Source organism: Brevibacterium sp. HMSC063G07 (assembly GCF_001810665.1).
Classification (GTDB): Bacteria; Actinomycetota; Actinomycetes; order Actinomycetales; family Brevibacteriaceae; genus Brevibacterium.
The window spans coordinates 411,244-434,327 of sequence record NZ_KV802321.1 but is presented as its reverse complement, the minus strand read 5'-3'; the positions used below and the strand labels follow the sequence as shown (position 1 = coordinate 434,327).

Below are 23,084 nucleotides of genomic sequence, written 5' to 3'. Positions count from 1 at the left end.
CAGATCAGGCCTGCGAGCCTTCGCGCAGTGAGCGCTTGAGAATCTTGCCCGCCGAGTTCTTCGGCAGGGCGTCTACGAAGTGCACAGCCTTGGGGACTTTGAACCCTGCGAGCTTGCCCTTGACGTGCTCGATGACAGCGTCTTCGGTCAGACTTTCGCGGCCGGCGTCGGTGAGCACGACGTAGGCGGTGATGGCCTCGATCCACTTTTCGTCGGGCATGCCGACCACCGAGACTTCTTCCACACCGTCCATGGCGAAGATGGCGTCTTCAACTTCGCGGCTTGCCACAAGAACACCGCCGGTGTTGATGACGTCCTTCACGCGGTCAACAACCGTGATGTAGCCCTCTTCGTCGGCGACCACAAGGTCTCCGGAATGGAACCAGCCGTCAACGAACGCTTCGGCGGTCTTCTCCGGCTTGTTCCAGTAGCCTTCGGCCAGCTGTGGGGAGCGGTAGAGGATTTCTCCGCGCTGTCCGACCTCGACGTCGTTGCCGTCGAGGTCGACAATCCTGGTTTCGACGAACAGCGCTGGGCGGCCGGCCGATGCCGGACGGTCTGCGTGCTCTTCGGGGCGCAGCACGGTGCACAGCGGTCCCATTTCGGACTGTCCGAAGCAGTTGTAGAGGCCGAGTTCCGGCAGCTGCTTCTGCAGGCGCTCAACAATCGGGCCGGGCATGATGGATGCCCCGTAGTAGGCCTTCTTGAGCGACGAAAGGTCGCGCGTGGTGAAGCTCGGGTTGTTGGTCAGCGCAACCCACACGGTCGGAGCAGCGAAGAACGCGGTGATGCGCTCCTTTTCGATGAGTTCGAGAAGCTCCTGCGGAACCGGGGTGGGCACGATGATGCTGTATGCGCCGCGCATGAGGGCGGGAATGAGCAGCACGTGCATCTGAGCCGAGTGGTACAGCGGCAGGGCGTGGACAAAGCGGTCCGAGCTTGTGAAATCCAGAGACGTCAGTGCGGACAGGTACTGGTGCATGAGGCTGCGGTGCGTCATCACGGCACCCTTGGGCGACGAGGTGGTTCCCGAGGTGTAGAGCAGCTGCACACGATCGGTGTCGACGGGAGAGAATTCGCCGTCGCGGGCCGGGCCGTCGACTTTGAGGGCCGGTTCCACGAGGTCTTCCATGAGCATGCGCTCACGCTTCTGGCCGGCTTCAGTTTCCTCAATGAACGGCATCAGGGCTTCTTCGGCCAAAACCAGCTTGGGGTCCGAGTCTGACAGGATGTAGTCGAGTTCGTCCTTCGTCAGCTGATAGTTGACGGGCACGTGGATGAGTCCTGCGCGAGCACAGGCTAAGAACACAATGGCGAAAATGTCAGAGTTTTTGCTGTAGGCGGCAACGCGGTCGCCCTTTTCCAGGCCCCGTTCGGTGAACAGTCGGGCGATATTCGTCACTGCCTGGTCGAGCTGACTGTAGGTCCAAGTCCGGTCCTGGAAGACGATGGCGGTGGCTCCGGGAGTGCGCGCAGCGCTGCGCTTGACGATATCTCCGATGGTGGAGCGATTCTCTTCTGTGAGTTGTGTCATAGCAGAATCGTGGCACAGTTCAAACGATCATTCAATTTTCGGGCGCTGTCTTATATTCCCCGTTGATGCGTTAGTTTGAAGACATGACGAATGTGCGCGACGTAATGGGCGTCTGTGAACAGCTGTGGCCGAAAAACCTCGCCGAGGACTGGGATTCCGTTGGCTTGGCAGTAGGTGATCCTGAATCTGCCGTGACCCACGTTCACTGCGCCCTGGATCCATCTGACGACGTCATCGCAGAAGCGGTTGAACTCGGCGCGGACTTCCTCTTCACGCACCATCCGCTGCTGCTTCGCGGCGTGACCTCAGTTGCCGCCGACACCTTAAAAGGAGGTGCTGTTCATACTCTGATCCGGTCTGGCATCGCACAGTTCAACGCGCACACGAACGCAGACTCCGTGCTCGGCGGCGTATCCGACGTTCTGGCCGACATCCTCCAGCTGCAGGAAGTCCAACCGCTTGTCCAGCACCCGGAAGCCGACGAGGGGGTAGGCCTGGGCCGGGTCGGGACCGTTGAGCCGACCAGCGTTGAAGACATCGCCGTGCGCTTAGCTCAGGGAGTTGATCTGTCTGTCCGGGGTATCGCCATCGGCGGTGACCCCAGTGCTGAAGTCACCCGCATTGCCGTTCTCGGAGGGGCCGGCGACTCGATGTTCGGTGCTGCGCGAAAGGCGGGGGCTCAGCTCTACGTCACATCGGATCTGCGTCATCACCCCGCATCGGAAGCCCTCGATACGGGTGCTCGCGGCGGCCCTCTCGAACACCTCATCGACATTTCCCACTACTCAGCGGAGTCGGCGTGGATTCCACGCGCTGCCGAACAGCTCGACGAAGCCCTGCGCTCCGGCGGCCACAGCGTCACGGTGACAGTGTCAGATGTCTGTTCGGACCCGTGGAGCGCGGTCGTTCTTCCTGATTCAGAGGAGTGGCAGTGGAACTGACTGAACAGCAGCACGCGGCCGCGCTGGAGTATGCGTCGCTGAGCGCGCAGATTCGCCGCAATCGCGCCGCGGCGCAGCAGAAAGAGCGCGTGGCACGTCTGCAGGAACTGGCAGAGGACCACCGCACCCTTGCCGCACAAGCCAAAGACGTGCGCGCCGAAATTGAAAGTCACCAGAAGGAAGCCCGCGCGGCCGGAGCACAAGCCGCCGACGGTCGGACGAAGGCTGAGAGCATGGAGAGCAAGCTCAATGCCGGGGTAGGACTCACAAGCCGGGATCTCGTGGCGCTGCAGGCAGACATCGAATCTGTGCGCGCTGCTGTCGGCCAGGCGGAAGACAGGGAACTGCAAGCTCTCGAGAGTGCTGAATCGGCCGAGGCCCAGCTGGAACAGCTGCGTAGGCGTGCTGAGGAAATCGCGTCGGAGGGAAAAGCCGAGGGGCAGCGCCGACAAGAAGAAGCTGCCCGTCTGGACGGTGAACACGCCCAGCTGGTCGAACAGATTCAGGCGAAGCTTTCTGAGCTTCCCGCCGGAGCAGCCTCGATTATCCGCTCTTCCGGCATCGGAGTGCTGGCGGCGGGCGCCTGCGGAGCGTGCGGGGCCGCGCTTTCCGGTGTGCAGGCGGATGCAGTCCGCAACGCGAAGCGCACCTGGGCGTTTCAGTGCGAAGACTGCGAGAGCCTTGTCGTTCAGGCCTGATCGAACGGGCTGCCAGCGATAGGCCGGTGCGCTGTCCCGTTGCTGCGGTCAGGCGTCAGGCAGAACAACAGTGAGGACCGCAGACTGTTTTCCGCTTGAGGGCCCAAACTCGACTTCGAACCGTTCTGCAACAGCTTCCGCAATGGCTTCGGGCGACGTCGGCAGCGGGCCGCGGCGCTGCAGAAGGTGCGCCGCCACCAGGCCGCGCGTGTGCTTAGCCCAGTGCGACACGACTTTGCGCTGTCCGGCTGTCTCCTTGACGACATTGACAGCAACCGTGTTCTCCGGGATGCCGGGCCAGGGCCTGCGATAGTCGCCCGAACGACAGTCGAGGACCGGCGCATCGCCGAAGTGCTCGGCGAGAGGTTCCTGCAGAGCCTGCTTCCACAGTTTCGCCAGCGGACCCAGATCGCCCAGTGAGGTCTTCATCGACAGACGGTAAGCGGGGATCCGATCGAGCGCGCCGACAATGCCGAAGAGAGCCGACGCAATGAACACTCGCTCGACCTTTTCGCGCGGAGCCTGCAGAACAGAAGGAACATCGAGGGCTTCGAACAGGACGCCGGTGTAGACCGTCAGCGCGTGCGCGGCAGGCTCAGTATCGAGGTCGATATTGCGGGCGACTTCACCGGCAATCCGTTCACCGACGCCCAACTGCTCCAGTGCATCCGGCGCGGCGCTGACCTTCTGCAGCTCGGCAAGCACCTCACGCCTCGTTTCATTGAGTTCCGGCAGCGACAGAGACGACAGGTCGAGAGGCGCTCCGTCTTGCGCCGGTGTTTTGCCTTCGGACGGCGGCAGAAGAATGAACATGATGCTCATTCTAAAAGCCCGCACATATACACTTGGCCGAGGACAGGCCACCAGACGGTCGCGTTCGGACCGCGTGTCCGGCCGAGGAAAGTCCGGGCTCCGCAGAGCACGGTGGTGGCTAACAGCCACCCGGGGAAACCCGCGGGAAAGTGCCGCAGAAAGCTAAACCGCCAGCCTGCTGGTAAGGGTGAAAAGGTGGTGTAAGAGACCACCAGGGCCCGCGGTGACGCGGGCCGCTGGGTAAACCCCACCGGGAGCAAGATCGTGCAGACGGCCACACGGCTGCTCGTCGTGCCGTCGGGTGGATTGCTTGAGGCCTGCAGCAATGCAGGTCCTAGACAGATGACCGTCGCTCAGGCTTCGGCCTGAGAACAGAACCCGGCTTATCGGTGGCCTGTCCCCACCACGGTTTTCGCCTGCTGTCAGCGCTGCGCGCCGGTGGGGACAGAAGCACCGTGCACTGCCGCGCCGATGATTCCGGCATCATTTTGCATCTTCGCCGGGGCAGCGGGCGTGCTGATATCGAGCAGGTGCAGCCAGTCGGCATGATCCTGCGAAATGCCTCCGCCGAAGACAAATGCATCCGGGTTGATGAGCTTTTCGATTTCCCTGCAGTAGCGGCTGAGCTTGGCCGCCCACGTGGGATAGTCCAGGCCGAGCCGCACTTTGGCACTGGCAGAGGCGCTCAGCTCCGCATCTTCGCCGCCTATCTCAACGTGGCCCAGTTCGGTAAACGGCACCAGCCTGCCGCGCGTGAACAGCGCGGTTCCAATGCCAGTGCCCAGGGTCAGCATCATGACGGTCCGGTCGTGCCAGCCTCGGCCAGCGCCGAAGGTCATTTCGGCAATGCCGGCTGCGTCCGCGTCGTTGAGAAACACACACGGCCGACCGAGAGCAGCGCCCATGGTCTGCTCGATGTTCGTGCCCAACCACGAATCATCGAGGTTGAAAGCGAACGTGACAAGACCCCTCTTGACTACCCCGGGGAACGCGATGCCGACCGGGACAGGGAGTGTCGTCGACGCCTCGTCCGCAGATTCGGCTGCCGAGGCGCCGACGGGACTCTCTGTCAGCACTTCGGCTGCCGCACCGCAGACTGCATTCGTGAGGGCTTCTGGGGTGGCGGGCTGTGGCGTCGGCACGACGACACGTTCGCCGATGACTCGCCCGCGTTCGAGGTCGACCAGTCCCGCCTTGATCGACGAGCCGCCGATGTCAATGCCCAAAGCACAGGAGCGTGCTCCAGCCGAATCGTGCAGCTCGCCGCGGTCAGTCACGGCCGGCCACGAGTTCGACATCGGGGAGCGTGAGGATTTCCGCGCCGTCTTCGGTGACCACGAGAGTGTGTTCGAACTGTGCGGAGCGGCGACGATCGGCTGTCACGATCGTCCAGCCGTCATCCCACTGTTCCCAATTGATGGTGCCCAGGTTGAGCATCGGCTCGATCGTGAAGATCATGCCCGGCTGGATTTCGTCCGCGTAGTTCGGCGCGGCGTCGTAGTGGGGGATGATGAGCCCGGAGTGGAATTCGCGTCCGACGCCGTGGCCGGTGTAGTCCCGGACAACTCCGTAGCCGAATCGCTTGGCGTATTTCTCAATGACGCGGCCGATGATGTTGAGCGACCGTCCGGGTTTGACGGTTTTTATGCCGCGCATGAGCGATTCGTGGGTTCTTTCGACCAACAGGCGAGACTCTTCGTCGACGTTGCCGGCCACAAAGGTGAAATTCGTGTCGCCGTGCATGCCGTTCTTGTACGCGGTGACATCGAGGTTCACAATGTCACCGTCTTGAATCACGGTGGTGTCGGGGATGCCGTGGCAGATGACCTCATTGATCGAGGTGCACACCGACTTGGTGAAGCCCCTGTAGTCAAGAGTCGACGGGTAGGCGCCGTGGTCCAGAAGGTATTCGTGAACCACGACGTCGATTTCGTCAGTTGTGCGGCCGGGCTCAACGAGTTTGCCGCCCTCGGCCATCGCATTGGCCGCGATGCGACCGGATTCGCGTACGAGCTCGATTTCTTCGGCCGTGTAGAAGTTGCTGCCGTTGCCCTCGTTCGGTTCGGCTTTTCCAACGTATTCGGGACGTTCAATGTGAGGCGGAACGGCGCGCATGGGCGCTACGGTTCCTTTTGTGAGAGTTCCAAGGGGCGCAGAATTCGTCATGATGACATCATTGTAGACAGCTAGAGTTGTACCCAGGGAGGTGCGCTATGTCGTACGAAGAAGATAAGTACTGGTTCAACACCAAGACCGGCCAGGTTGAAAAGGGACGCAAGAGCCCCTTTTGGAACCGCCTGGGACCCTATGACAGCGAAGCCGAGGCCCAGGCTGCCCTTGCCACTGCCAGCGAGCGCAACCGCAAATGGGAAGAAGACGACGAGGCCTGGCGCTGATGGGCCTAACAAGGCAGCAGGAAGCGGTTCTTCGCGATGTCGACGACCGTGATGTCCGGTTTGTGCGCTTGTGGTTTCCGGACATTCTGGGCGGTTTGAAGTCCGTTGCGATCGTTCCCGACGAACTCGAGGGGGCGTTCACCGAAGGCATAGGCTTTGACGGTTCGGCACTCGAGGGCTTTTCGCGGGTCATTGAAGACGACATGGTTCTTCGCCCCGACCCGTCAACCTATTCGCTGCTGCCGTGGCGCGGCGAAGCGGAGCCGACGGGCCGGATGTTCTGTGACGTGCTCACTCCCGACGGAGAACCGGCTGCTTCCTATCCGCGCAATGTGCTGGCCCGCACTCTGGAGAAGGCTCGCGAGCGCGGCTTCACCTTTGTTGTGCATCCCGAAATGGAGTTCTACCTCTTCCGTTCGGCTGAACTGAGCGGCAAGGCCCCCGTGCCGGTCGACAGCGCCGGATATTTTGACCACGTCAACGGAGGCACCGCCAACGACTTCCGGCGCAGTGCAGTGCAGATGCTCGAATCCATGGGCATTTCTGTGGAGTTCTCACATCACGAAGCCGGCCCCGGACAGAACGAGATCGACCTGCGCTACGCGGATGCGATGACCATGGCCGACAACGTCATGACGTTTAAGGCTGTTGTGAAAGAGGTCGCGATCTCCCAGGGCGTGCACGCGACGTTCATGCCCAAGCCGCTGGCTGATCAGCCCGGCAATGGGATGCACACGCATTTGTCGCTGTTCGAAGGCGAAGACAACGCATTCTTCGAAGCCGGCGCTGAATATCAGCTGTCGGCCACCGGCCGCCAGTTTGCGGCCGGCCTGCTGCACTACGCCCGTGATATCGCGGCGGTGACCAACCAGTACGTCAACTCCTACAAACGGCTGTGGACCGGACACGAAGCCCCCTCCTACATCAGCTGGGGCAAAACCGGGACAGCCCTTGTGAGGGTTCCGCAGTACAAGTCCGGCAAGGAATCGTCTGCGCGCATCGAATACCGCGGCATGGATTCCTGCGCCAACCCCTATCTGGCCTATTCGGTGCTGTTGGCAGCGGGGCTCAAGGGCATTGAAGAGGGCATGGAGCTGCCACCGGAAGTTGAAGACGACGTGTGGGATCTCAGCGGGCGCGAACGCAGCGCTATGGGCATTGAGCCTCTTCCGGCGAGCCTGTCGGAAGCCCTCCAGACCATGGAGAACAGCGAACTTGTCGCCGACACCCTCGGCGAAGAGGTGTTCGACTTCTATCTGCGCGACAAAGCACGGGAATGGACGGAGTACCGCGCTCAGGTGACGGCCTACGAACTCGATGAGCTCTACACGAGAACATGATCCGGCGGTTCGATCTGGGCAGGCGGCAGGACCCCACTCGCACGCAGCGCGGAAAGTTCGACGCTCGCTTTGAGCGCTTTCTCTCCCAGTTCTGTGAACTGACCGGGCTCGAAGGGCGCGAATCCGCGGTGCGGGAGTTCGCCCGGTTCACGGGTGACCCCGGTTCGGTTTCACTGGGTTTGGTGCGGGTTGCCGAAGCGGCAGCTGACAATGAGGTCGATCTCGGTGCGCTCCTGCGAGAGTCTCAACACCTTCTTGACAGGCTCGTTCGCCTTGCGGGGAGTTCTGAAGCCTGTATTGACCACATTGTCCGGTGGCCCGACTCGCTGCGCCTGCTGGCCCGTGACGAAGACTTCCTGCGTTCGAAGCGCCGACGCGAGGTGCGCGGGCGCATTGCCCGTTCGGTGTATGACGCCGATGGCCAACTGCTCTTAGGCGAAGACGGCAGAACAGCGCTGCGCCGAGCCTACCGGGACGAACTGATTCAGCTGACAGCCGCTGACCTCGGCAATCCGGAGCCGACCGCGGTCTACGACGCCGTCAGCAGGACGCTTACGGAAATGGCCGAAGGAGCGCTCATAGCCGCCCACGACATCGCCGCGGCGGAGTCAATGCCCGACGGATGCGCTGAACTGTCCGTCATCGCCATGGGCAAATGCGGTGCCCGTGAACTCAACTACGTGTCCGACGTCGACGTAGTCTTCGCCTTCAGCCCCGGGCCCACAGCGGCAGACGAAGAGGCCGAGCGCGCCCGCAGCTGCGCCTCGTCAGCGGCCCTGCGGATCATTGACCTCATATCAGCCGCCGCCGCAGAGCCGGCCCTATGGGAAGTCGACGCAGCGCTGCGCCCGGAGGGCAAAGCGGGGGCCCTTGTGCGCACCGTTGACGAGTTCGAGAACTACTACAGCGAAATTGCCGAAAACTGGGAGTTTCAGGCGCTGTTCAAAGCCCGCCCGGTCGCCGGTTCGGAACAGCTGGGCCAGCAGTGGGCCGAGGCGTGTCTGCCGCAGGTGTGGAGTGCTGCCCATCGCGACGACTTCATCCCGGAAGTTCGCGCTATGCGCCGCAGAGTTGTCGACCTCATTGATCGGTCCGAAGCTGACCGGCAGCTCAAGCTGGGGCCCGGCGGGCTGCGCGATGTTGAGTTCTCCGCCCAGCTGCTCCAGTTGGTGCACGGCACAGAAGACCACGACATTCGAGAACCGAACACGCTCGAAGCGCTGCGCAGCCTAGAGCGCGGCGGCTACCTATCAGGTGAAGACGCCGCTGTGCTGGAAGAGGCGTACTCGTTCATGCGGGTGGTTGAACATCGTCTGCAGATTCCGCGCATGCGACGGGCCGCTGTTCTTCCAGATAGTCCAGAGGATCTGCGGGAACTGGCTCGCATGGTCTACCCGACGGGAGACCGTTCCGAGCTTCGGCTCAAACGCGAGCGCGACGACTACTCCAGACGAGTGCGGGCTCTGCACGAACAGGTCTTCTACCGCCCGATTCTCGATGCGGCGGTTGGCAGCGGCGCCGTGAGATTGCTGCCGGAGAAGGCTGCGGAAAGCCGCCTGCGCGCTTTCGGCTTTGTCGATCCGCGGTCGGCTATGCGCCACATTCACGACCTCTCCGCCGGAGTCAGCCGGGCCTCCCGCGTGCACCGGCAGGTTCTGCCGGCCATGCTCAGCTGGCTGTCAGAAGGTGTGGATCCGGATTCGGGTCTGCTCGCCTACCGCAGGCTGTCAGAACAGCTCGGCACATCTACGTGGTACCTCAAGCTGCTGCGCGATTCCGGTCAGGGCGCAGAAGCTCTTGCCCGGGTGCTGTCGCTGTCGCAGTACGCCACATCACACATCATGCACTACCACGGCTCCGTGCGGTGGCTTGCCGACCAGGACATGCTTCAGCCGACTCCACTTGAATCGCTGCGCCAGGAGATGTCGGAACTCGTCGGCCGGGGCAGGGGAGTGCCGGGCGTGCGCGCCGTCCACGGGCGAGAAAAGCTCAGAATCATCCTCGCGGACATTCTCGAGGTGATCCCCCGCAGTTCAGTTCCGCAGGCTCTGTCTGATGTGATGAGTGCAGCTGTAGAAGCTGCCCTGCTGTCGGTGCGGCGTGAGCTCGACACTGAACACCGGCTGTACGACTATGATTTCGCGATAATCGCAATGGGTCGACTGGGAGGCAGGGAGATCGGCGTGTTCTCCGATGCCGACGTGTGCTTTGTCTACCGCCCGGCAAACACAATGGGCGACGACGACCGCGAGGCACTGGCCAAGCACGCCCGGCGGGTGGCACTCGGACTGACCTCCGCTCTCAAAAGCCCACAGCAAGACCCCGCCATCGAACTCGATGCCGACTTGCGGCCCGAGGGGCGCAGCGGCCCCTATGTGCGAACCCTCGAGTCCTACCGGCGCTACTACAGTGCGTGGAGTGAACCGTGGGAGGCCCAGGCTCTGCTGCGAGCCCGCCCGATTGCCGGCGACGAAGAGCTCATGAACGACTACGTCGACATGATCAACCCCCTGCGCTATCCGGAGAGTCTGCCGCAGCGATCTGTTATGCAGGTGCGTCGGCTCAAAGCGCGCATGGAAGACGAACGACTGCCGCGGGGAGCTGACCGGCGTCAGCACGTCAAACTGGGAACCGGGGGACTGAGCGACGTCGAATGGACCGTGCAGCTCCTGCAGCTGCAGCACGGGGCTGAGTTCTCAGGACTGCGCACGACTTCGACCCTGCCGGCTCTGCGCACTGCCCGGGATGAAGGTCTCATCGGCGCTTCCGAGCACGAAATACTGAGAACCGCTTGGCTTATGGCAACGGAAGTGCGCAACGCCGTCACGCTGCACCGAGGCAAACCCAGCGACAGTCTGCCCAGCGACATTCGCGAACTCGAAGCTGCGGCCAGGCTCATGGGATATCCGCAGGGCAGCGCACAGCAGCTCGTCGATGACTATCTGCGGGTGACGCGTTGGGCGCGCTCGACGATGGAAGTCATCTTCTACGGCGACGATCCGGCAGACTAGCAGCCGGATCGGCCAGCTGAACGTCAAGGGCCCGGTTTCTGCCGGGCCCTTGACGTTCAGCGATGAAGATCAGAGATCAAAGTAGAGTTCGAATTCCGTCGGCGTCGGACGAAGACGCGCAACCTCGATTTCGTTTTCATACTTGTAGTCGATCCAGGTCTCGATGAGGTCGTGGGTGAAGACATCGCCTTCCATGAGGAACTCGTGGTCTTCTGCGAGAGCTTCGAGGGCGCTTTCGAGCGAGTTCGGCACCATCTTGATGTTCTCGGTTTCCTCCGGAGGAAGCTCGTAGAGATCCTTGTCAATCGGCTCCGGCGGTTCGATCCGGTTCTTGATCCCGTCGAGCCCTGCCATCAACTGAGCGGAGAATGACAGGTACGGGTTCGCCGATGGGTCGGGAGCTCGGAACTCGAGGCGCTTGGCCTTCGGCGAGGAACCGGTGATCGGAATGCGGATGGCCGCAGAGCGGTTGCGGGCAGAGTACACCAGGTTGATCGGCGCCTCGAAACCGCGGACCAGACGGCGGTAGGAGTTCATGGTCGGGTTGGTGAACGCGAGAACAGCGCCGGCGTGCTCAATGAGTCCGCCGATGTACCAGCGGGCAAGATCCGACAGCCCAGCGTAGCCGGTTTCGTCGTAGAACAGCGGCTTGCCGTCCTTCCACAGCGACTGGTGGCAGTGCATACCAGCACCGGCGTCGCCCAGCAGCGGACGGGGCATGAACGTGGCGGTTTTGTTGTTTGCCGCGGCAACGTTCTTGATGACGTACTTGAAGTCCAGCAGCTGATCCCCGGCCTTCTTCAGCGTGTCGAACTTGTAGTTGATCTCCTGCTGACCCGCTGTCGCGGTTTCGTGGTGAGCCCGCTCCATTTCGAAACCGATCTGCTCCAGCGTCAACGACATTTCGTCGCGGATGTCTGCGAACTTATCGCGCGGGGGAACGGGGAAGTAGCCGCTGGTGTGCGGGGTTTTGTAGCCGAGGTTGTGGCCGTCTTCCTTAGCTCCGGTGTTCCAAGCGGCTTCGAGCGAGTCGATTTCGTAGAAGCTGGTGCGCGTCGAGTTTTCGTATCGGATCGAGTCAAAGAGGTAGAACTCCGCTTCGGCCCCAATGAAAGCCGTGTCGGCAATGCCCGTCGACTTCAGGTAGGCCTCGGCCTTTGCAGCAACCTGGCGGGGATCGCGCGAATAGGGCTCGTTCGTGAACGGGTCGACGATCGAGTGGATGACCACGAGGGTTTTGGCTTTGCGAAACGGATCGATGTAGGCGCTCGTCACGTCCGGAATGAGCTTCATGTCGGATTCGTGAATCGACTGGAAGCCGCGGATAGAAGAACCGTCGAAGAGCAGACCCTCCTCAATCACATCTTCCGTGTACGCCTTGCCGGGAAGATTGAAGTGCTGTACTACGCCGGGAAGATCGCAGAATCGGATGTCGACGAAATCGATCTCGTTGTCGCGGATATACGAAACGAGCTCGCTTGCGGTGGAAAACAACTTTTCTCCTGTATTGAGTCGTCGCGACGGTGCGGTGCTGGCCGCCGGTGTCTTCATTTTAGCGGCTACACTCGTTTCCGTGTTCGACAGAGACAGTTTAGGTTCTTGGCTTCAGGGCCCGAAGCTCGAAGAGGGGACATACGCCGGGCAGCGTCTCGGGCTTCCCAAAACCGGGCCGGGATCAACCGCATCTTTGATTCGCAGGGTGGGAAGTCTCCTCATCGACTGGGCCCTGTGTGTTCTCATCGCGCAATGGCTTGCGCCTGATTTCATGTTTGCACCGCACTTGATCTTCGTGATCGAATCGCTGCTGCTGCAGTCTCTGCTGGGATACACGGTCGGCCAGCGGATCTGCGGTGTGCGCATCATCAACCGCACAGGACGGCGCCCGAACCCGCTGCGTCTGCTCGTCCGGATCGCACTGCAGCTGCTCATCATTCCCGGTCTTCTGTACAACCCTGACAATCGGGGACTGCATGACCTTGCAGCGGACACAGCGGTCGTGCGCATCTGACCAACAGAAAACACAGAGCCCTGCTGCGTCGGTCGTGGTCGCATGCCCACCCGTCCGCTTCTCGGACGAGCAATGCATTCGGTCGGCTGCGACCGCTGCGAAACGTGCGGGCATACAAAAGCGCCGACCTTCCGGTCGGCGCTTTCAATGTGTTCAGAATCAGCGTCCCCGCAGCGCTCGGCGGTTCGGCCGTGCCCGGTTGGGGTCCATGCCCTTGGGAATCGGCTGGTTCGTCGTCATGGTGCCCAGCGCTGCCAGACGCTTGCGCACCTGCAGCACTTCGGCCTTCGTCAAGGTCTTCGGCAGCTTGTACACGCTCGAAACCAGCCGGTTCATGGGAACCTGATTCTTGCCCTCGCCGCCCTGGATGACATGGACGGGAACGGAAGGCAGAATGCGCTCGTGTCGCTTCTGCTCCTTGGCAAGCAGCTTGGCAACACGGCCAGTCGGCCCTTCAGATACCAAGACGACTCCGCCTCGGCCGGTGGCGCGGAATACCAGGTCCTTGGTGCGCGGGTCTCCGGCGACCGGCTGGTCGTCAGCCAGCCAGCTGCGTCGTACGGTATTGAGCACCGCGCCATAGGCGCCGGGCTGGTCTTTCATTTCGGCAAAAGCCGCAGTTTCGGCGTAACGGCCGAGAATGAAGATTGCGAGAGTCAAACCGCCCAGCAGACCGATGATGGTCCACAGCCACACCGGCGGCAACAGGAAGAAGCCCACCAGGAAGCCAACGCCGCCCAACCCCAGAATCGCGGCGAGCATGAGCCACGGCACAGCGGGGAAGTGTTTGCGGGCAAGTTTGAAGACCTGACGCATCTGGCCGATGCGGCCGGGCTTCGAGGGGTCCTTGGGACGCCGACGGAACAGTCCGCGGCGGCGGGGTTCTTCAGTCTGAGACATTCTGCTTTTCTGCTTGTTTTCGGTCAGTGATCGCTCAATGGCGGGTCAGGAGAATTTTACCTCGTCGCCTGGACCAAAAGTATCCACCACCGCCTGTGCTTCCTGCCTGGCGGGAGCTTCGCTGTCCAGGTGGGCAAGATGCGCGGGGATCTCATCACCTCGGCGACGCATTGCCTGGGCCCACAGGCGACCCGCGCGGTAGGACGAACGGACGAGGGGCCCGGACATCACACCGGCGAAGCCGATTTCTTCGCCGATATCTCGCAGTTCGACAAAGTCCTGCGGCTTGACCCACCGGTCGATGGGGTGATGCAGGGCGCTGGGGCGCAGGTACTGAGTGATAGTCAGCAGGTCACACCCGGCTTCGTGCAGGTCCTTCATGGCTTCGACAACCTCGTCGTTTGTTTCGCCCATTCCCAGGATGAGGTTTGACTTCGTCACCAGACCGGCTTCGCGGGCCTTTGTGATGACCGACAGCGAACGTTCGTAGCGGAAACCGGGGCGAATGCGCTTGAAGATGCGCGGAACGGTCTCAATGTTGTGGGCAAGTACTTCCGGACGGGACGAGAAGACCTCCGCCAGCTGATCATCATCGGAGTTGAAGTCCGGGATGAGCAGTTCAACACCGGTGCCGTTTCCGTCACCGTGGTCGATTTCGTGGATGAGCCGAACCGTCTCAGCGTACAGCCAAGCACCGCCGTCATCCAGGTCATCGCGCGCAACACCGGTGATCGTCGAATAGCGCAAGCCCATGGTCGCAACGGAGTCGGCAACGCGGCGCGGCTCGTCGGCGTCGAAGTCTGCCGGTTTGCCGGTGTCGATCTGGCAGAAGTCGCAGCGGCGCGTACACTGCTCGCCCCCGATGAGGAACGTGGCTTCGCGGTCCTCCCAACACTCGAAGATGTTGGGGCAGCCCGCTTCTTCGCACACGGTGTTCAGTCCGGCAGTGCGGACGAGCGACTTCAGCTGTGAGAACTCGGGACCGATCTTGGCCTTCGCCTTGATCCACTTCGGCTTGTCTTCAATGGGAGTCTGCGAGTTGCGAGCTTCCACTCGCAGCAGCTTGCGTCCTTCCGGGGCGATTGTCATGTCCTGGCCTTTCGTGGGGATCAGGCAGTGATGTGCTTATCCAGCAGCTCCAGCAGGCGCGGGGCCGCTTGCTCAGGAGTCGTCTGGCTGCCGGTTTCGATGGAAATGCTAGTGGCTGCAGCATCCGGAATGCCGCAGGGGACGATGTTTTCGAAGCCCGCAAGTTCGTTTGAGCAGTTCAGCGCCAGCCCGTGCATCGCCACGCCGTTGTGGATGCGGATGCCGATGGCGAGGATCTTCCTGTCCGGTCCCGAACCGTCGGTGATCCACACACCGGAACGCCCCTCTACCTGCCGTGCGTTGATTCCGTATTCTGCGAGCAGTTCGATGCCGGCTCTTTCGATCTGATCGACGAACAGCCGTACTTCCTTCTGGTCATTGAGTCGGTAGATGGGGTAGACGACAAGCTGACCGGGACCGTGCCAGGTGATCTTTCCACCTCGGTCGATGTCGATGACTTCAGTGCCATCGCGGGGACGTTCGTGGTCTTGTGTGCGCTTGCCCGCGGTGTAGACGGGGGAGTGTTCCAGCACGAGGAAAGTCGAGCTCTTCTTGCCGTCGACAACATCAGCGTGAGTCCGGCGTTGGATTTCCAACGCTTCGGTGTAGTCGACGAAGTTGGGTGCGAAACCCAGATGTTCGATTTTCCAAGCCATCCTATGACCATAAGCCCAGTGAGGGCGAAGCGGCAAAAGCGCTTCAAGAGTTATCCACAGATTGTGATTTGGGGGTTTCGCTAAGCCTGCCCACATGGTCGAATTCTTGGCTAAGGAGGCTGATATGCAGGACTGCGAGTGGATCTACGATGCTGAAGTTCGTCCCGGACTGTGGCGCGTGTTCAATGCGCGGGAAGTCAAATGGTTTGTTCCGTCAGCAAAGACATCCAACGGTGGCGGACTGCCGGTGTCGGTCCTTGGCCCGGATATGCACAGCGTTGACGGCCTGCTGATCCCCAGATACCGCGGCGGGATGCTCGAAGACGCAGTGCTCGGCCTGGCACCCCTGAAGGCTGAGGAGCTGGTCTGTCTGCTGCGGGGTGCGATCGAGGCCGCCGGCGGACAGTTGGGCAATGTGCCCATCTCGAGGTCGAACCTGGCACTTGACGACGACGGTACGGTAGCCGTGCTGCCGGGCATCGACATTGCCGAAGGTGAATCAGAAGCGCGAGAACTGGGCGAACTGCTCTACGCAGCTGCGCAGGGTGCGGAATTCGAAGAGACCGCGGTGCCGTTGAAGAATCGCGAAAGCGGTCTTCCCGCCGACCTTGTTGAACTCATTGATCTGCTGTTGTTGGACAGCGATTCCAGAAACCCCTCCCGTGCCGACATGCTGGCGGCGGTCAATGAGCACACTGCCTCTGACAGGCTGCCTTTCTATCCGGGCGAACCGGGTGTTCCCCTCAACGACGCGCCAACTGCTGGCCTGCGGCCCATCACAGCAGCTGCGCACAATCAGCACAATCCGCCCGGAGCAGGAAAAGCGGCGAAGTCTGGACAAGCCCTCGGAGACAGTGCAATAGCGACTCTCCGTGGGAGCAAGGCGAACACGCGCGAAAGAAGCAGAGGTGCTGGTGCTGAGCGCCGTGGCCGAGAAGTCGACAGGGGAAAGCGCAAGAGCGGCAGCAGACACAGGGACCGACCCATGGCTGTGTTTGCCACGATGACCAGCCGACAACTGCGGGTTGCCGCTGTCGGCGCGGCTGCAGTCGTGGCGCTTGGCACCGGCATCGTGTTCATCGTCGGCGGCTCCCAGCCTGAGACGACGCAGCCGACAGCCGTGGGTGAGCACAAAGCAGAAGGTGACGAACCCCGCAGTCCCAATGCTGCGGAAAACGCACCAGAAGAGCCAGCCGCACACGAAGAGAACGCGAATAAGACCCCCGAAGCTCAGGCAGACGGTCCTTGCGAAGGCTTCGAAGCGTTGACCCAGGCACGAGCGGCTGCGTTTGCTGCAGGAAAACCATCCGACCTGACAGGCCTGACAGTTCCCGGCTCGAAGGCTGCGAAAGCAGATGCGGCATCCGCACAGCAGCCAACACAGCCCATGGAGGTGACAATGAACGTCACCGAGTGTGAAGTTGAGCACGGCAGCACCGAAGCTGCAACAGTTCGCGCAGTCGTCACTGCAGAAGCCGACGGCTCCGCGGTCCCCGAAGCCCGCATCCGCGTGAGCCTGGAAAAGCACGATGGTAAGTGGAAAGTCAGCCGCACAGAAGAAGCGTCGGACGGGCACGACTGATCTGCAGCCTCCACCCTTTGTCGCCGACGGCCAAAGCAAACAGCGCCCGCGGACGAATCCGCGGGCGCTGTTTGATCAGAGTCGATCAGAGGTCGAGATCAGCCTCAAACGAACCCTGCTCAAGGCGGTTCTTAATCGCCTTGAGGAAACGACCGGCATCTGCGCCGTCAACCAGTTCGTGGTTGTAGGTCAGCGGCAGGTACACCATGTCGCGGATTGCAACTGCCTCGGCACCGTCTTCGGTCGTGATGACTTCCGGACGGCGCTTGATGGCACCGGTGCCGAGAATGCCGACCTCGGGGTGGTTGATGATCGGCGTGTCGAACAGCGCACCGAACGAACCGATGTTCGTGATCGTAAACGTGCCGCCGGACAGCAGCTCGGGGCTGATCTTACCGTCCCGAGTCTTCGATGCGACATCGTCGATAGCCTTAGCCAGACCGGCAATCGACAGGTCACCGGCGTTCTTGACGACAGGAACCAGCAGGCCTCGTTCAGTGTCGACCGCGATGCCGAGGTTCTCTGAGTCGGGGTACGAGATTTCTCCTGCTTCGACATCGAACGTGGCATTGACGCGCGGGTATGCCTGCAGGGCCTCTGCGACAGCCTTGGCGAAGAACGGCAGGAAGGTGAGCTTAACGCCGTGCTTCTGCTGGAATTCGTCCTTCTTGGCCTTGCGGAGGGCAGCCACGGCAGTCATATCGACTTCCGTCACCTGCGTGAGCTGAGCGGAGTTCTGCAGCGATTCGCGCATGCGCTGTGCAATCGTACGGCGAATGCGCGATGCCTTCTGCGTGGTTCCGCGCAGCTTCTTGGCTTCTTCGGAAACCTCGATGACAAACGGCTCGCGGTTGGCAGGAGCGCTCGAAGCGGGAGCAGGCGCACTGCTGGTGCTCTGCGCAGCGAGGACGTCCTGCTTGCGGATGCGGCCGCCGACTCCCGAACCGCGCACGGCGGACAGGTCAACGGCGTTTTCGCGTGCGAGCTTGCGCACAAGCGGGGTGACGTAGGGCGCCTGGCCCGACGTCACAGTCTGTGCGGCCGAAGAAGCGGACTCACCCGAGCGGCTTGGTGCGCTGCTGGACTCTCCAGCGGCCTGCTTGGCTGCGGCAGCCTGAGCCTCTTCGTCGGAAGAAGATGATTCTGCAGCGGCGGAATCCTTCTTGGGCTCTTCCTTCGAAAGGTCCTTTTCGGATTCTTCGATGGCTTCTTCTTCAACATCGGCTTCAGCTTCGGCAGCCTGGTCGGCGTCCTCAGAGTCGTCCTTCTTCTCAGCAGGAGCCGGGGCGTCGCCGTCGCCGATGCGTGCCAGGGGCGCGCCAACTTCAACGTCTTCATCCTCTTCTGCAAGAAGCTCCAGCACAGTTCCCGCAATCGGGCTGGGGATTTCAGTGTCAACCTTGTCAGTCGACACCTCGAGAAGCGGTTCGTCGACCTCGACGGTGTCGCCGACTTCCTTCAGCCAGCGGGTGACGGTGCCTTCCGTCACCGATTCGCCGAGAGCCGGCATGGTGACTTCCTGTGAGTCGCCGGAGCTTCCGGAGGGAGCGTCATCCGACTTCGCGGCAGGAGCTTCCTCATCTTCTTCGGCAGCGTCGCCTTCGGGCTCTTCGTCTGCTTCCGGCTCTTCGGATTCTTCGGTGTCGGCAGAGTCTTGTTCGGCATCCGCAGCGTCAGCAGAATCTTCTGCGTCGCTGCTGCCAGAACCTTCTCCGTCGCCGATGACAGCGAGGTCGCCGCCGACCTCGACATCGTCGTCTTCCTCGGCCAGGATCTCCTGCAGAACGCCGGAGTACGGGCTGGGGATTTCAGTGTCAACCTTGTCAGTCGACACCTCGAGAAGCGGTTCGTCGACCTCGACGGTGTCGCCGACTTCCTTCAGCCAGCGGGTGACGGTGCCTTCCGTCACCGATTCGCCGAGAGCGGGCATCTTTACGGTGTTGGCCATTGTGTCAGTCTCCCTATGGCTCGATCAGCGGAAGTGCAGCGGTTTGCCGGCGAGTGCCAGCGCTGCTTCGCCGATGGCTTCGTTCTGGGTTGGGTGTCCGTGGATGAGTGATGCGACCTCTTCGGGGAAGGCCTCCCAGTTCACAATGAGCTGGGCTTCGCCGGCCTGCTCGGACAGGCGAGCGCCAAGTCCGTGAACGCCGACGATGGGGCCGTCCTTTTCGCGGATGATCTTGATGAATCCCTGCGTGTTGAGGATGGCCGACTTCGCGTTGCCCGCAAGCGGGAACTCGACCTTTTCGATCTGGTCTTCTCCGTACTTTTCAGCGGCCTTCTTTTCGGTCAGCCCGACAGAGAAGATTTCGGGGTCGCAGTAGGTGATGCGCGGAACGCCGGTTTCATCCAGCGGTGCTGGGCTCTTGCCGGCGATCTCTTCGGCGATGAAGATGCCGTGTGCAAAGGAGCGGTGGGCAAGCTGCAGGCCGGGAACGATGTCGCCGGCGGCGTAGATGTTGCCGACACCGGTGTGCAGGCGGTCGTCGGTGATGACGAAGCCCCTGTCGAGCTTGACACCCTGATCTTCAAAGCCGAAGCCTTCGGTCACGGGGCCGCGGCCAACAGCCACCAGAAGCACTTCGGCTTCCAGCTCAGTGCCGTCTTCGAGAGAGACCTTGACACCGTCGGCGGTCTGTTCGACCTCCTTGAAGAAGACACCGAGCTTCTGCTTGATCTTGCGCTTCTTGAATGCGCGTTCAAGACCCTTCGACACGGAGGCGTCTTCGTTGGCGACGAGGTTCGGAAGTCCTTCGACGATCGTGACGTCGGACCCGAAAGAGTTCCAGATGCTTGCGAACTCAACGCCGATCACGCCGCCGCCGAGCACGATTGCGGACTTGGGAACGCGGTCAAGGTTGAGAGCTTCGGTGCTGGTGAGGACATTTCCGCCGATTTCGATGCCAAGCGTGCGCGATGTCGAACCGGTGGCCAGAACGATGTTCTTGCCCTTGAGTTCGACGTCGCCGTCGTCGGTTGAGACGGTGACCGTGTCCTTGCCGGTCAGCTTGCCTTCGCCGATGACGGTGTCGATTCCGGCCATTTTGATCAGGCCCTGAAGGCCCTTGTGGTTTTTGTCGGTGATGCCGCTCTTGAACTTCAGAACGTCGTCGACGTTGATGTTGTTGAGAGTGGCATCGATGCCGAACACGCTTGCTTCGCGCGTGGCGTCTGCGACTTCGGCAACGTGGAGGAGGGCCTTGGTGGGGACGCAGCCGCGGTGAAGGCAGGTGCCTCCGACCTTGTCGCGCTCAATGAGAGCGACCTTCATGTCAAGCTGCGTCGCGCGGAGAGCCGCGGCGTAGCCGGCTGTGCCACCGCCGAGAACGATGAGGTCGTAGTTGTTTTGCGAATCGCTCACGAAATGTGCTCCTAGCAAAATGGTCGGTTGAGGACCGCTGTGGCGGCTGGTCCTATCTTTTCACTTAATTCCCATAAAGTCCCGCAGCGCTCAGACAGTGTGATCACCGTCAAACCGGGGACCGCTGTGTTCAGGTGAGGTTTTCAGCTACCTGGACCAGGGTGCGCACGGGTACGCCGGTGCCTTCGGCCGGGGTGTAGCCCCACGGGGATTCCGAGTTGAACGACGGGCCTGCGATGTCGATGTGCGCCCAGTCTTGTTCTTCCGCGATGAACTCCTGAAGGAACACCCCGGCGCTGAGCATCCCGCCGGGGCGCTTGCCGGCGTTTTTGATGTCGGCGGTCTCGGAATCGAAATAGCTCAGGAGCTCTTCCGGGAACGGCATGGGCCACATGGCTTCGCCGGTCTTCTCAGATGCCAGGACAACGGCGTTGCGGGCCTGTGCCCGGCCCATGACGCCGGAGGTGCGGTTGCCCAGAGCGACGATCTGTGCGCCGGTGAGGGTTGCGATGTCGATGATGAGGTCGGGGTTTTCATTGCCTGCGGCTACGAGAGCGTCAGCCAGGACCAGGCGGCCTTCCGCGTCGGTGTTGGTCACTTCAACGGTCTTGCCGCCGTAGATGGTGATGACGTCGCTGGGGCGCTGTGCTTGCGAGCCCGGCATGTTCTCGGCCATTGCAAGCCACGCGGTGACTTTGACCGGCAGCTGCAGACGCGCAATCGTGATGATCGCCTGCGCTGCCGCGGCGGCTCCGCCCATGTCTGACTTCATGTCTTCCATACTCGCGGCCGGCTTGAGTGAAATGCCGCCGGAATCGAAGGTGATTCCCTTCCCGACGAGCGCGAGGTGCTTCGACGCACGGCGCGGTAGGTACTCGAGCTTGACAAGGCGGGGGCCGCGCTTGGATCCGCGGCCGACACCGATGAGCCCGCCGAAGCCCTCGGCCTCAAGCTTTGCGGGGTCCCACACGGTTGCCTTGATCTTTTCGGCCTTTGCCTGTTTCACGACCTCCGCGGCGAATGTTTCGGGGTAGAGGTCCAGGGGAGGCTGATTGACAAAATCACGGGCACCGCAGGTGCCGCGGGCAATGACTGTTCCCCGTTCAACAGCCTTCAGATTGGACTTCGCCGTGAGCACCTCGATGCCGGCAACGAGAGTCTTGGCCTTGTCTTCGGAGCGGTAGGCGCTGTAGCGGTAGGCGCCGAGTACGGCGCCCGTGGCAACCGTCTCGGCGGCTGCGGCATCCGGGCTCGGCAGGGCGACGGCGACAGAGCGCGCCTTCGTGATGCTGCGCAGAGCCGAACCGGCAGCACGACGCAGAGAATCGAGAGCAGCGTCGGCCTTGGCCGAATCGGTCAGGTCGGCGGGGGAGAAAGAGCCGAGCCCAGCGAACACGACAGAGTCTGCAGTGAAGCCGGCAGGTGCGGGTACGCGCTCCGTCGAGTCGAGGCGACCGGAGGCGTCGACGCTGACTGCGGCCTTTTCGAGGTCCTTGGCGAGTGCGGGCTTGAGGTCTTCTGCCAGGATCGTGCCTTCGGCAGTCAGTCCGACAACCAGCACATCGGCTTTGGCCTTGTGGGCGGCCGCGGCGCGTCCGACTGCGGATGGAATCGACTGGGTCATGCGAAACCTTTCTTCTGCTGTCACTTGTTCCCACGCGTGCCAGGCGGTAAAGATGGCTCTATGTACAAAGCCCTCTACCGCTCAGTTCTTGTCCGCTCTGATGCGGAGCTGGCGCACAGCGCGAGCTTCTCACTTCTAAACCTACTTGATTCTCTCCCCGGGGGCGGAGACCTCATCGGCTCCCTGTTCGGTGCGAGGCCCCAGCCGACCACCGTGATGGGGCTGAGCTTCCCCAACCGTTTGGGGTTGGCAGCCGGGTTCGACAAGAACGGCGTCGGAGTTCGGGCGATGTCTCGTCTGGGCTTCGGCCACATAGAGGTGGGCACCGTCACCGCGGAAAGCCAGCCGGGAAATCCGAAGAAGCGCCTGTTCCGTCTGGCGGAGTCTGAGGGCGTGCTCAACCGCATGGGCTTCAACAACGACGGATCAGAACAGGCGCAGCGCAATCTGCAGCGTGCTCGCCGACAGATTGCGGAGCTTCCCGAAAATCGCCGTCCCATCATCGGGGTCAACATCGGCAAGACGAAAACTGTTCCCCTGGAGCAGGCCGCTGAAGACTATCGGGTGTCTGCATCGCGGCTTGCGAAGTATGCCGACTACCTCGTGGTCAATGTCTCGTCGCCCAATACACCGGGCCTGCGGGACCTGCAGACGGTTGAGGCGCTGCGTCCGATCCTCACCGCGGTGCTTAACGAAACAGCGGCTGTTGATTCTTCTGACGTGCGGTCGAAGCTCGGACACGTTCCGGTCCTCGTCAAGATCGCACCTGACCTAGCCGATGACGATGTCCTGGCAGTGTGCGATCTCGCCTCAGGTATCGGTCTCGATGGGATCATCTGCACCAACACGGTTCTGGACCGCACGGTTCTGACCGGATCTGACCTGGAATTCGCCGAATCGGAAGCCGGCGGGATCTCGGGCGCTCCCGCTGCTGTGCGATCGTTTGAGGTTCTGCGCTTGGTTCGTTCGCGGGTGCCCGAGGGCATGACTGTCATCTCCGTCGGGGGAGTGCAGTCTCGGGCTGACTATCTCGCCAGAATTGCGGCAGGCGCCGACCTGGTTCAGGTGTACACGGGGCTCATTTACGAAGGGCCGCGTCTAGCTCAGATGATCCTCGGCCGCTGAAGACGG

Annotated in this window: 19 protein-coding genes and 1 other RNA gene; 9 read left to right on the top strand and 11 right to left on the bottom strand. The window is 61.9% G+C overall.

Annotation, left to right across the window (positions count from 1 at the left end):
• Nucleotides 1-4: 4 nt before the first annotated feature.
• The gene (locus HMPREF2757_RS02010) at nt 5-1,534 is read right to left on the bottom strand and encodes a fatty acyl-CoA synthetase (RefSeq protein WP_070572860.1); all 1,530 of its coding nucleotides are present in this window, start codon (nt 1,532-1,534) and stop codon (nt 5-7) included.
• A gap of 83 nt (nt 1,535-1,617) precedes the next feature.
• Between HMPREF2757_RS02010 and HMPREF2757_RS02005 the strand changes: the two genes are divergently transcribed.
• Together HMPREF2757_RS02005 and HMPREF2757_RS02000 are read left to right on the top strand one after the other, a co-directional pair.
• Nucleotides 1,618-2,475, top strand: coding sequence for a Nif3-like dinuclear metal center hexameric protein (locus HMPREF2757_RS02005; protein ID WP_070572858.1), 858 nt, complete (start codon nt 1,618-1,620; stop codon nt 2,473-2,475).
• Nucleotides 2,466-3,173: a CT398-like coiled coil hairpin domain-containing protein gene (locus HMPREF2757_RS02000; RefSeq protein ID WP_070572856.1), complete on the top strand. Its 708-nt coding sequence runs from the start codon at nt 2,466-2,468 to the stop codon at nt 3,171-3,173. Before HMPREF2757_RS02005 ends, HMPREF2757_RS02000 begins: the two co-directional genes overlap by 10 nt.
• 48 nt (nt 3,174-3,221) lie before the next feature.
• Here the strand turns inward: HMPREF2757_RS02000 and HMPREF2757_RS01995 are convergent, their stop codons facing one another.
• A complete protein-coding gene (locus HMPREF2757_RS01995; RefSeq protein ID WP_070572854.1) occupies nt 3,222-3,986 on the bottom strand; it encodes a YaaA family protein in 765 nt (254 codons plus the stop codon).
• Nucleotides 3,987-4,028: 42 nt separating this feature from the next.
• On the opposite strand from HMPREF2757_RS01995, the gene rnpB reads away from it, so the two are divergent.
• Nucleotides 4,029-4,388, top strand: an RNA gene (rnpB, locus tag HMPREF2757_RS01990) — RNase P RNA component class A.
• A gap of 20 nt (nt 4,389-4,408) precedes the next feature.
• On the opposite strand, the gene ppgK is transcribed toward rnpB, so the two are convergent.
• Nucleotides 4,409-5,263, bottom strand: coding sequence for a polyphosphate--glucose phosphotransferase (ppgK, locus tag HMPREF2757_RS01985; protein WP_256278246.1), 855 nt, complete (start codon nt 5,261-5,263; stop codon nt 4,409-4,411).
• Nucleotides 5,256-6,152 (bottom strand): type I methionyl aminopeptidase, encoded by an 897-nt coding sequence (gene map / locus HMPREF2757_RS01980; RefSeq protein WP_070572852.1) that lies wholly within the window; start codon nt 6,150-6,152, stop codon nt 5,256-5,258. The genes ppgK and map overlap by 8 nt, the downstream gene beginning before the upstream one ends.
• Before the next feature lie 47 nt (nt 6,153-6,199).
• On the opposite strand from map, the gene HMPREF2757_RS01975 reads away from it, so the two are divergent.
• From HMPREF2757_RS01975 to HMPREF2757_RS01965, 3 genes are read left to right on the top strand one after another with little or no spacing between them, the layout of a single operon-like run.
• Nucleotides 6,200-6,382: a hypothetical protein gene (locus HMPREF2757_RS01975; RefSeq protein ID WP_070572850.1), complete on the top strand. Its 183-nt coding sequence runs from the start codon at nt 6,200-6,202 to the stop codon at nt 6,380-6,382.
• The gene (locus HMPREF2757_RS01970; protein WP_070572848.1) at nt 6,382-7,722 is read left to right on the top strand and encodes a glutamine synthetase family protein; all 1,341 of its coding nucleotides are present in this window, start codon (nt 6,382-6,384) and stop codon (nt 7,720-7,722) included. The genes HMPREF2757_RS01975 and HMPREF2757_RS01970 overlap by 1 nt, the downstream gene beginning before the upstream one ends.
• A complete protein-coding gene (locus HMPREF2757_RS01965; RefSeq protein WP_070572846.1) occupies nt 7,719-10,733 on the top strand; it encodes a bifunctional [glutamine synthetase] adenylyltransferase/[glutamine synthetase]-adenylyl-L-tyrosine phosphorylase in 3,015 nt (1,004 codons plus the stop codon). Before HMPREF2757_RS01970 ends, HMPREF2757_RS01965 begins: the two co-directional genes overlap by 4 nt.
• Before the next feature lie 69 nt (nt 10,734-10,802).
• Here HMPREF2757_RS01965 and glnA read toward each other — a convergent pair whose 3' ends face one another.
• Nucleotides 10,803-12,227 carry a type I glutamate--ammonia ligase gene (gene glnA, locus HMPREF2757_RS01960; protein WP_070572845.1) on the bottom strand — a complete coding sequence of 475 codons (1,425 nt, stop codon included), beginning with the start codon at nt 12,225-12,227 and terminating at the stop codon, nt 10,803-10,805.
• A 205-nt stretch (nt 12,228-12,432) separates the two neighbouring features.
• Between glnA and HMPREF2757_RS01955 the strand changes: the two genes are divergently transcribed.
• Complete coding sequence (locus tag HMPREF2757_RS01955; protein WP_226829162.1) at nt 12,433-12,741, top strand: RDD family protein; 309 nt, start codon at nt 12,433-12,435, stop codon at nt 12,739-12,741.
• 159 nt (nt 12,742-12,900) lie between these two features.
• Here HMPREF2757_RS01955 and HMPREF2757_RS01950 read toward each other — a convergent pair whose 3' ends face one another.
• From HMPREF2757_RS01950 to lipB, 3 genes are read right to left on the bottom strand one after another with little or no spacing between them, the layout of a single operon-like run.
• A complete protein-coding gene (locus HMPREF2757_RS01950; RefSeq protein WP_070572843.1) occupies nt 12,901-13,641 on the bottom strand; it encodes a DUF4191 domain-containing protein in 741 nt (246 codons plus the stop codon).
• A 45-nt stretch (nt 13,642-13,686) separates the two neighbouring features.
• Nucleotides 13,687-14,730 carry a lipoyl synthase gene (gene lipA, locus HMPREF2757_RS01945; RefSeq protein ID WP_070572841.1) on the bottom strand — a complete coding sequence of 348 codons (1,044 nt, stop codon included), beginning with the start codon at nt 14,728-14,730 and terminating at the stop codon, nt 13,687-13,689.
• A gap of 20 nt (nt 14,731-14,750) precedes the next feature.
• Entirely contained in the window at nt 14,751-15,386 is a 636-nt protein-coding gene (gene lipB / locus HMPREF2757_RS01940; RefSeq protein ID WP_070572839.1) for a lipoyl(octanoyl) transferase LipB, read from the bottom strand.
• Between the two features lie 94 nt (nt 15,387-15,480).
• On the opposite strand from lipB, the gene HMPREF2757_RS01935 reads away from it, so the two are divergent.
• Nucleotides 15,481-16,968, top strand: coding sequence for a hypothetical protein (locus tag HMPREF2757_RS01935; RefSeq protein WP_141750126.1), 1,488 nt, complete (start codon nt 15,481-15,483; stop codon nt 16,966-16,968).
• Nucleotides 16,969-17,053: 85 nt separating this feature from the next.
• Here HMPREF2757_RS01935 and sucB read toward each other — a convergent pair whose 3' ends face one another.
• The 3 genes from sucB to HMPREF2757_RS01920 all read right to left on the bottom strand — a co-directional run bounded on the left by sucB (nt 17,054) and on the right by HMPREF2757_RS01920 (nt 21,953).
• Nucleotides 17,054-18,916 (bottom strand): 2-oxoglutarate dehydrogenase, E2 component, dihydrolipoamide succinyltransferase, encoded by a 1,863-nt coding sequence (gene sucB, locus HMPREF2757_RS01930; RefSeq protein ID WP_070572835.1) that lies wholly within the window; start codon nt 18,914-18,916, stop codon nt 17,054-17,056.
• Between the two features lie 24 nt (nt 18,917-18,940).
• Nucleotides 18,941-20,329: a dihydrolipoyl dehydrogenase gene (gene lpdA / locus HMPREF2757_RS01925; protein ID WP_070572833.1), complete on the bottom strand. Its 1,389-nt coding sequence runs from the start codon at nt 20,327-20,329 to the stop codon at nt 18,941-18,943.
• 130 nt (nt 20,330-20,459) lie between these two features.
• Entirely contained in the window at nt 20,460-21,953 is a 1,494-nt protein-coding gene (locus HMPREF2757_RS01920; protein ID WP_070572831.1) for a leucyl aminopeptidase, read from the bottom strand.
• A 60-nt stretch (nt 21,954-22,013) separates the two neighbouring features.
• Here HMPREF2757_RS01920 and HMPREF2757_RS01915 point away from each other — a divergent pair, with 60 nt between their 5' ends.
• A complete protein-coding gene (locus tag HMPREF2757_RS01915) occupies nt 22,014-23,078 on the top strand; it encodes a quinone-dependent dihydroorotate dehydrogenase (protein ID WP_070572829.1) in 1,065 nt (354 codons plus the stop codon).
• The last annotated feature ends 6 nt before the right edge of the window (nt 23,079-23,084 follow it).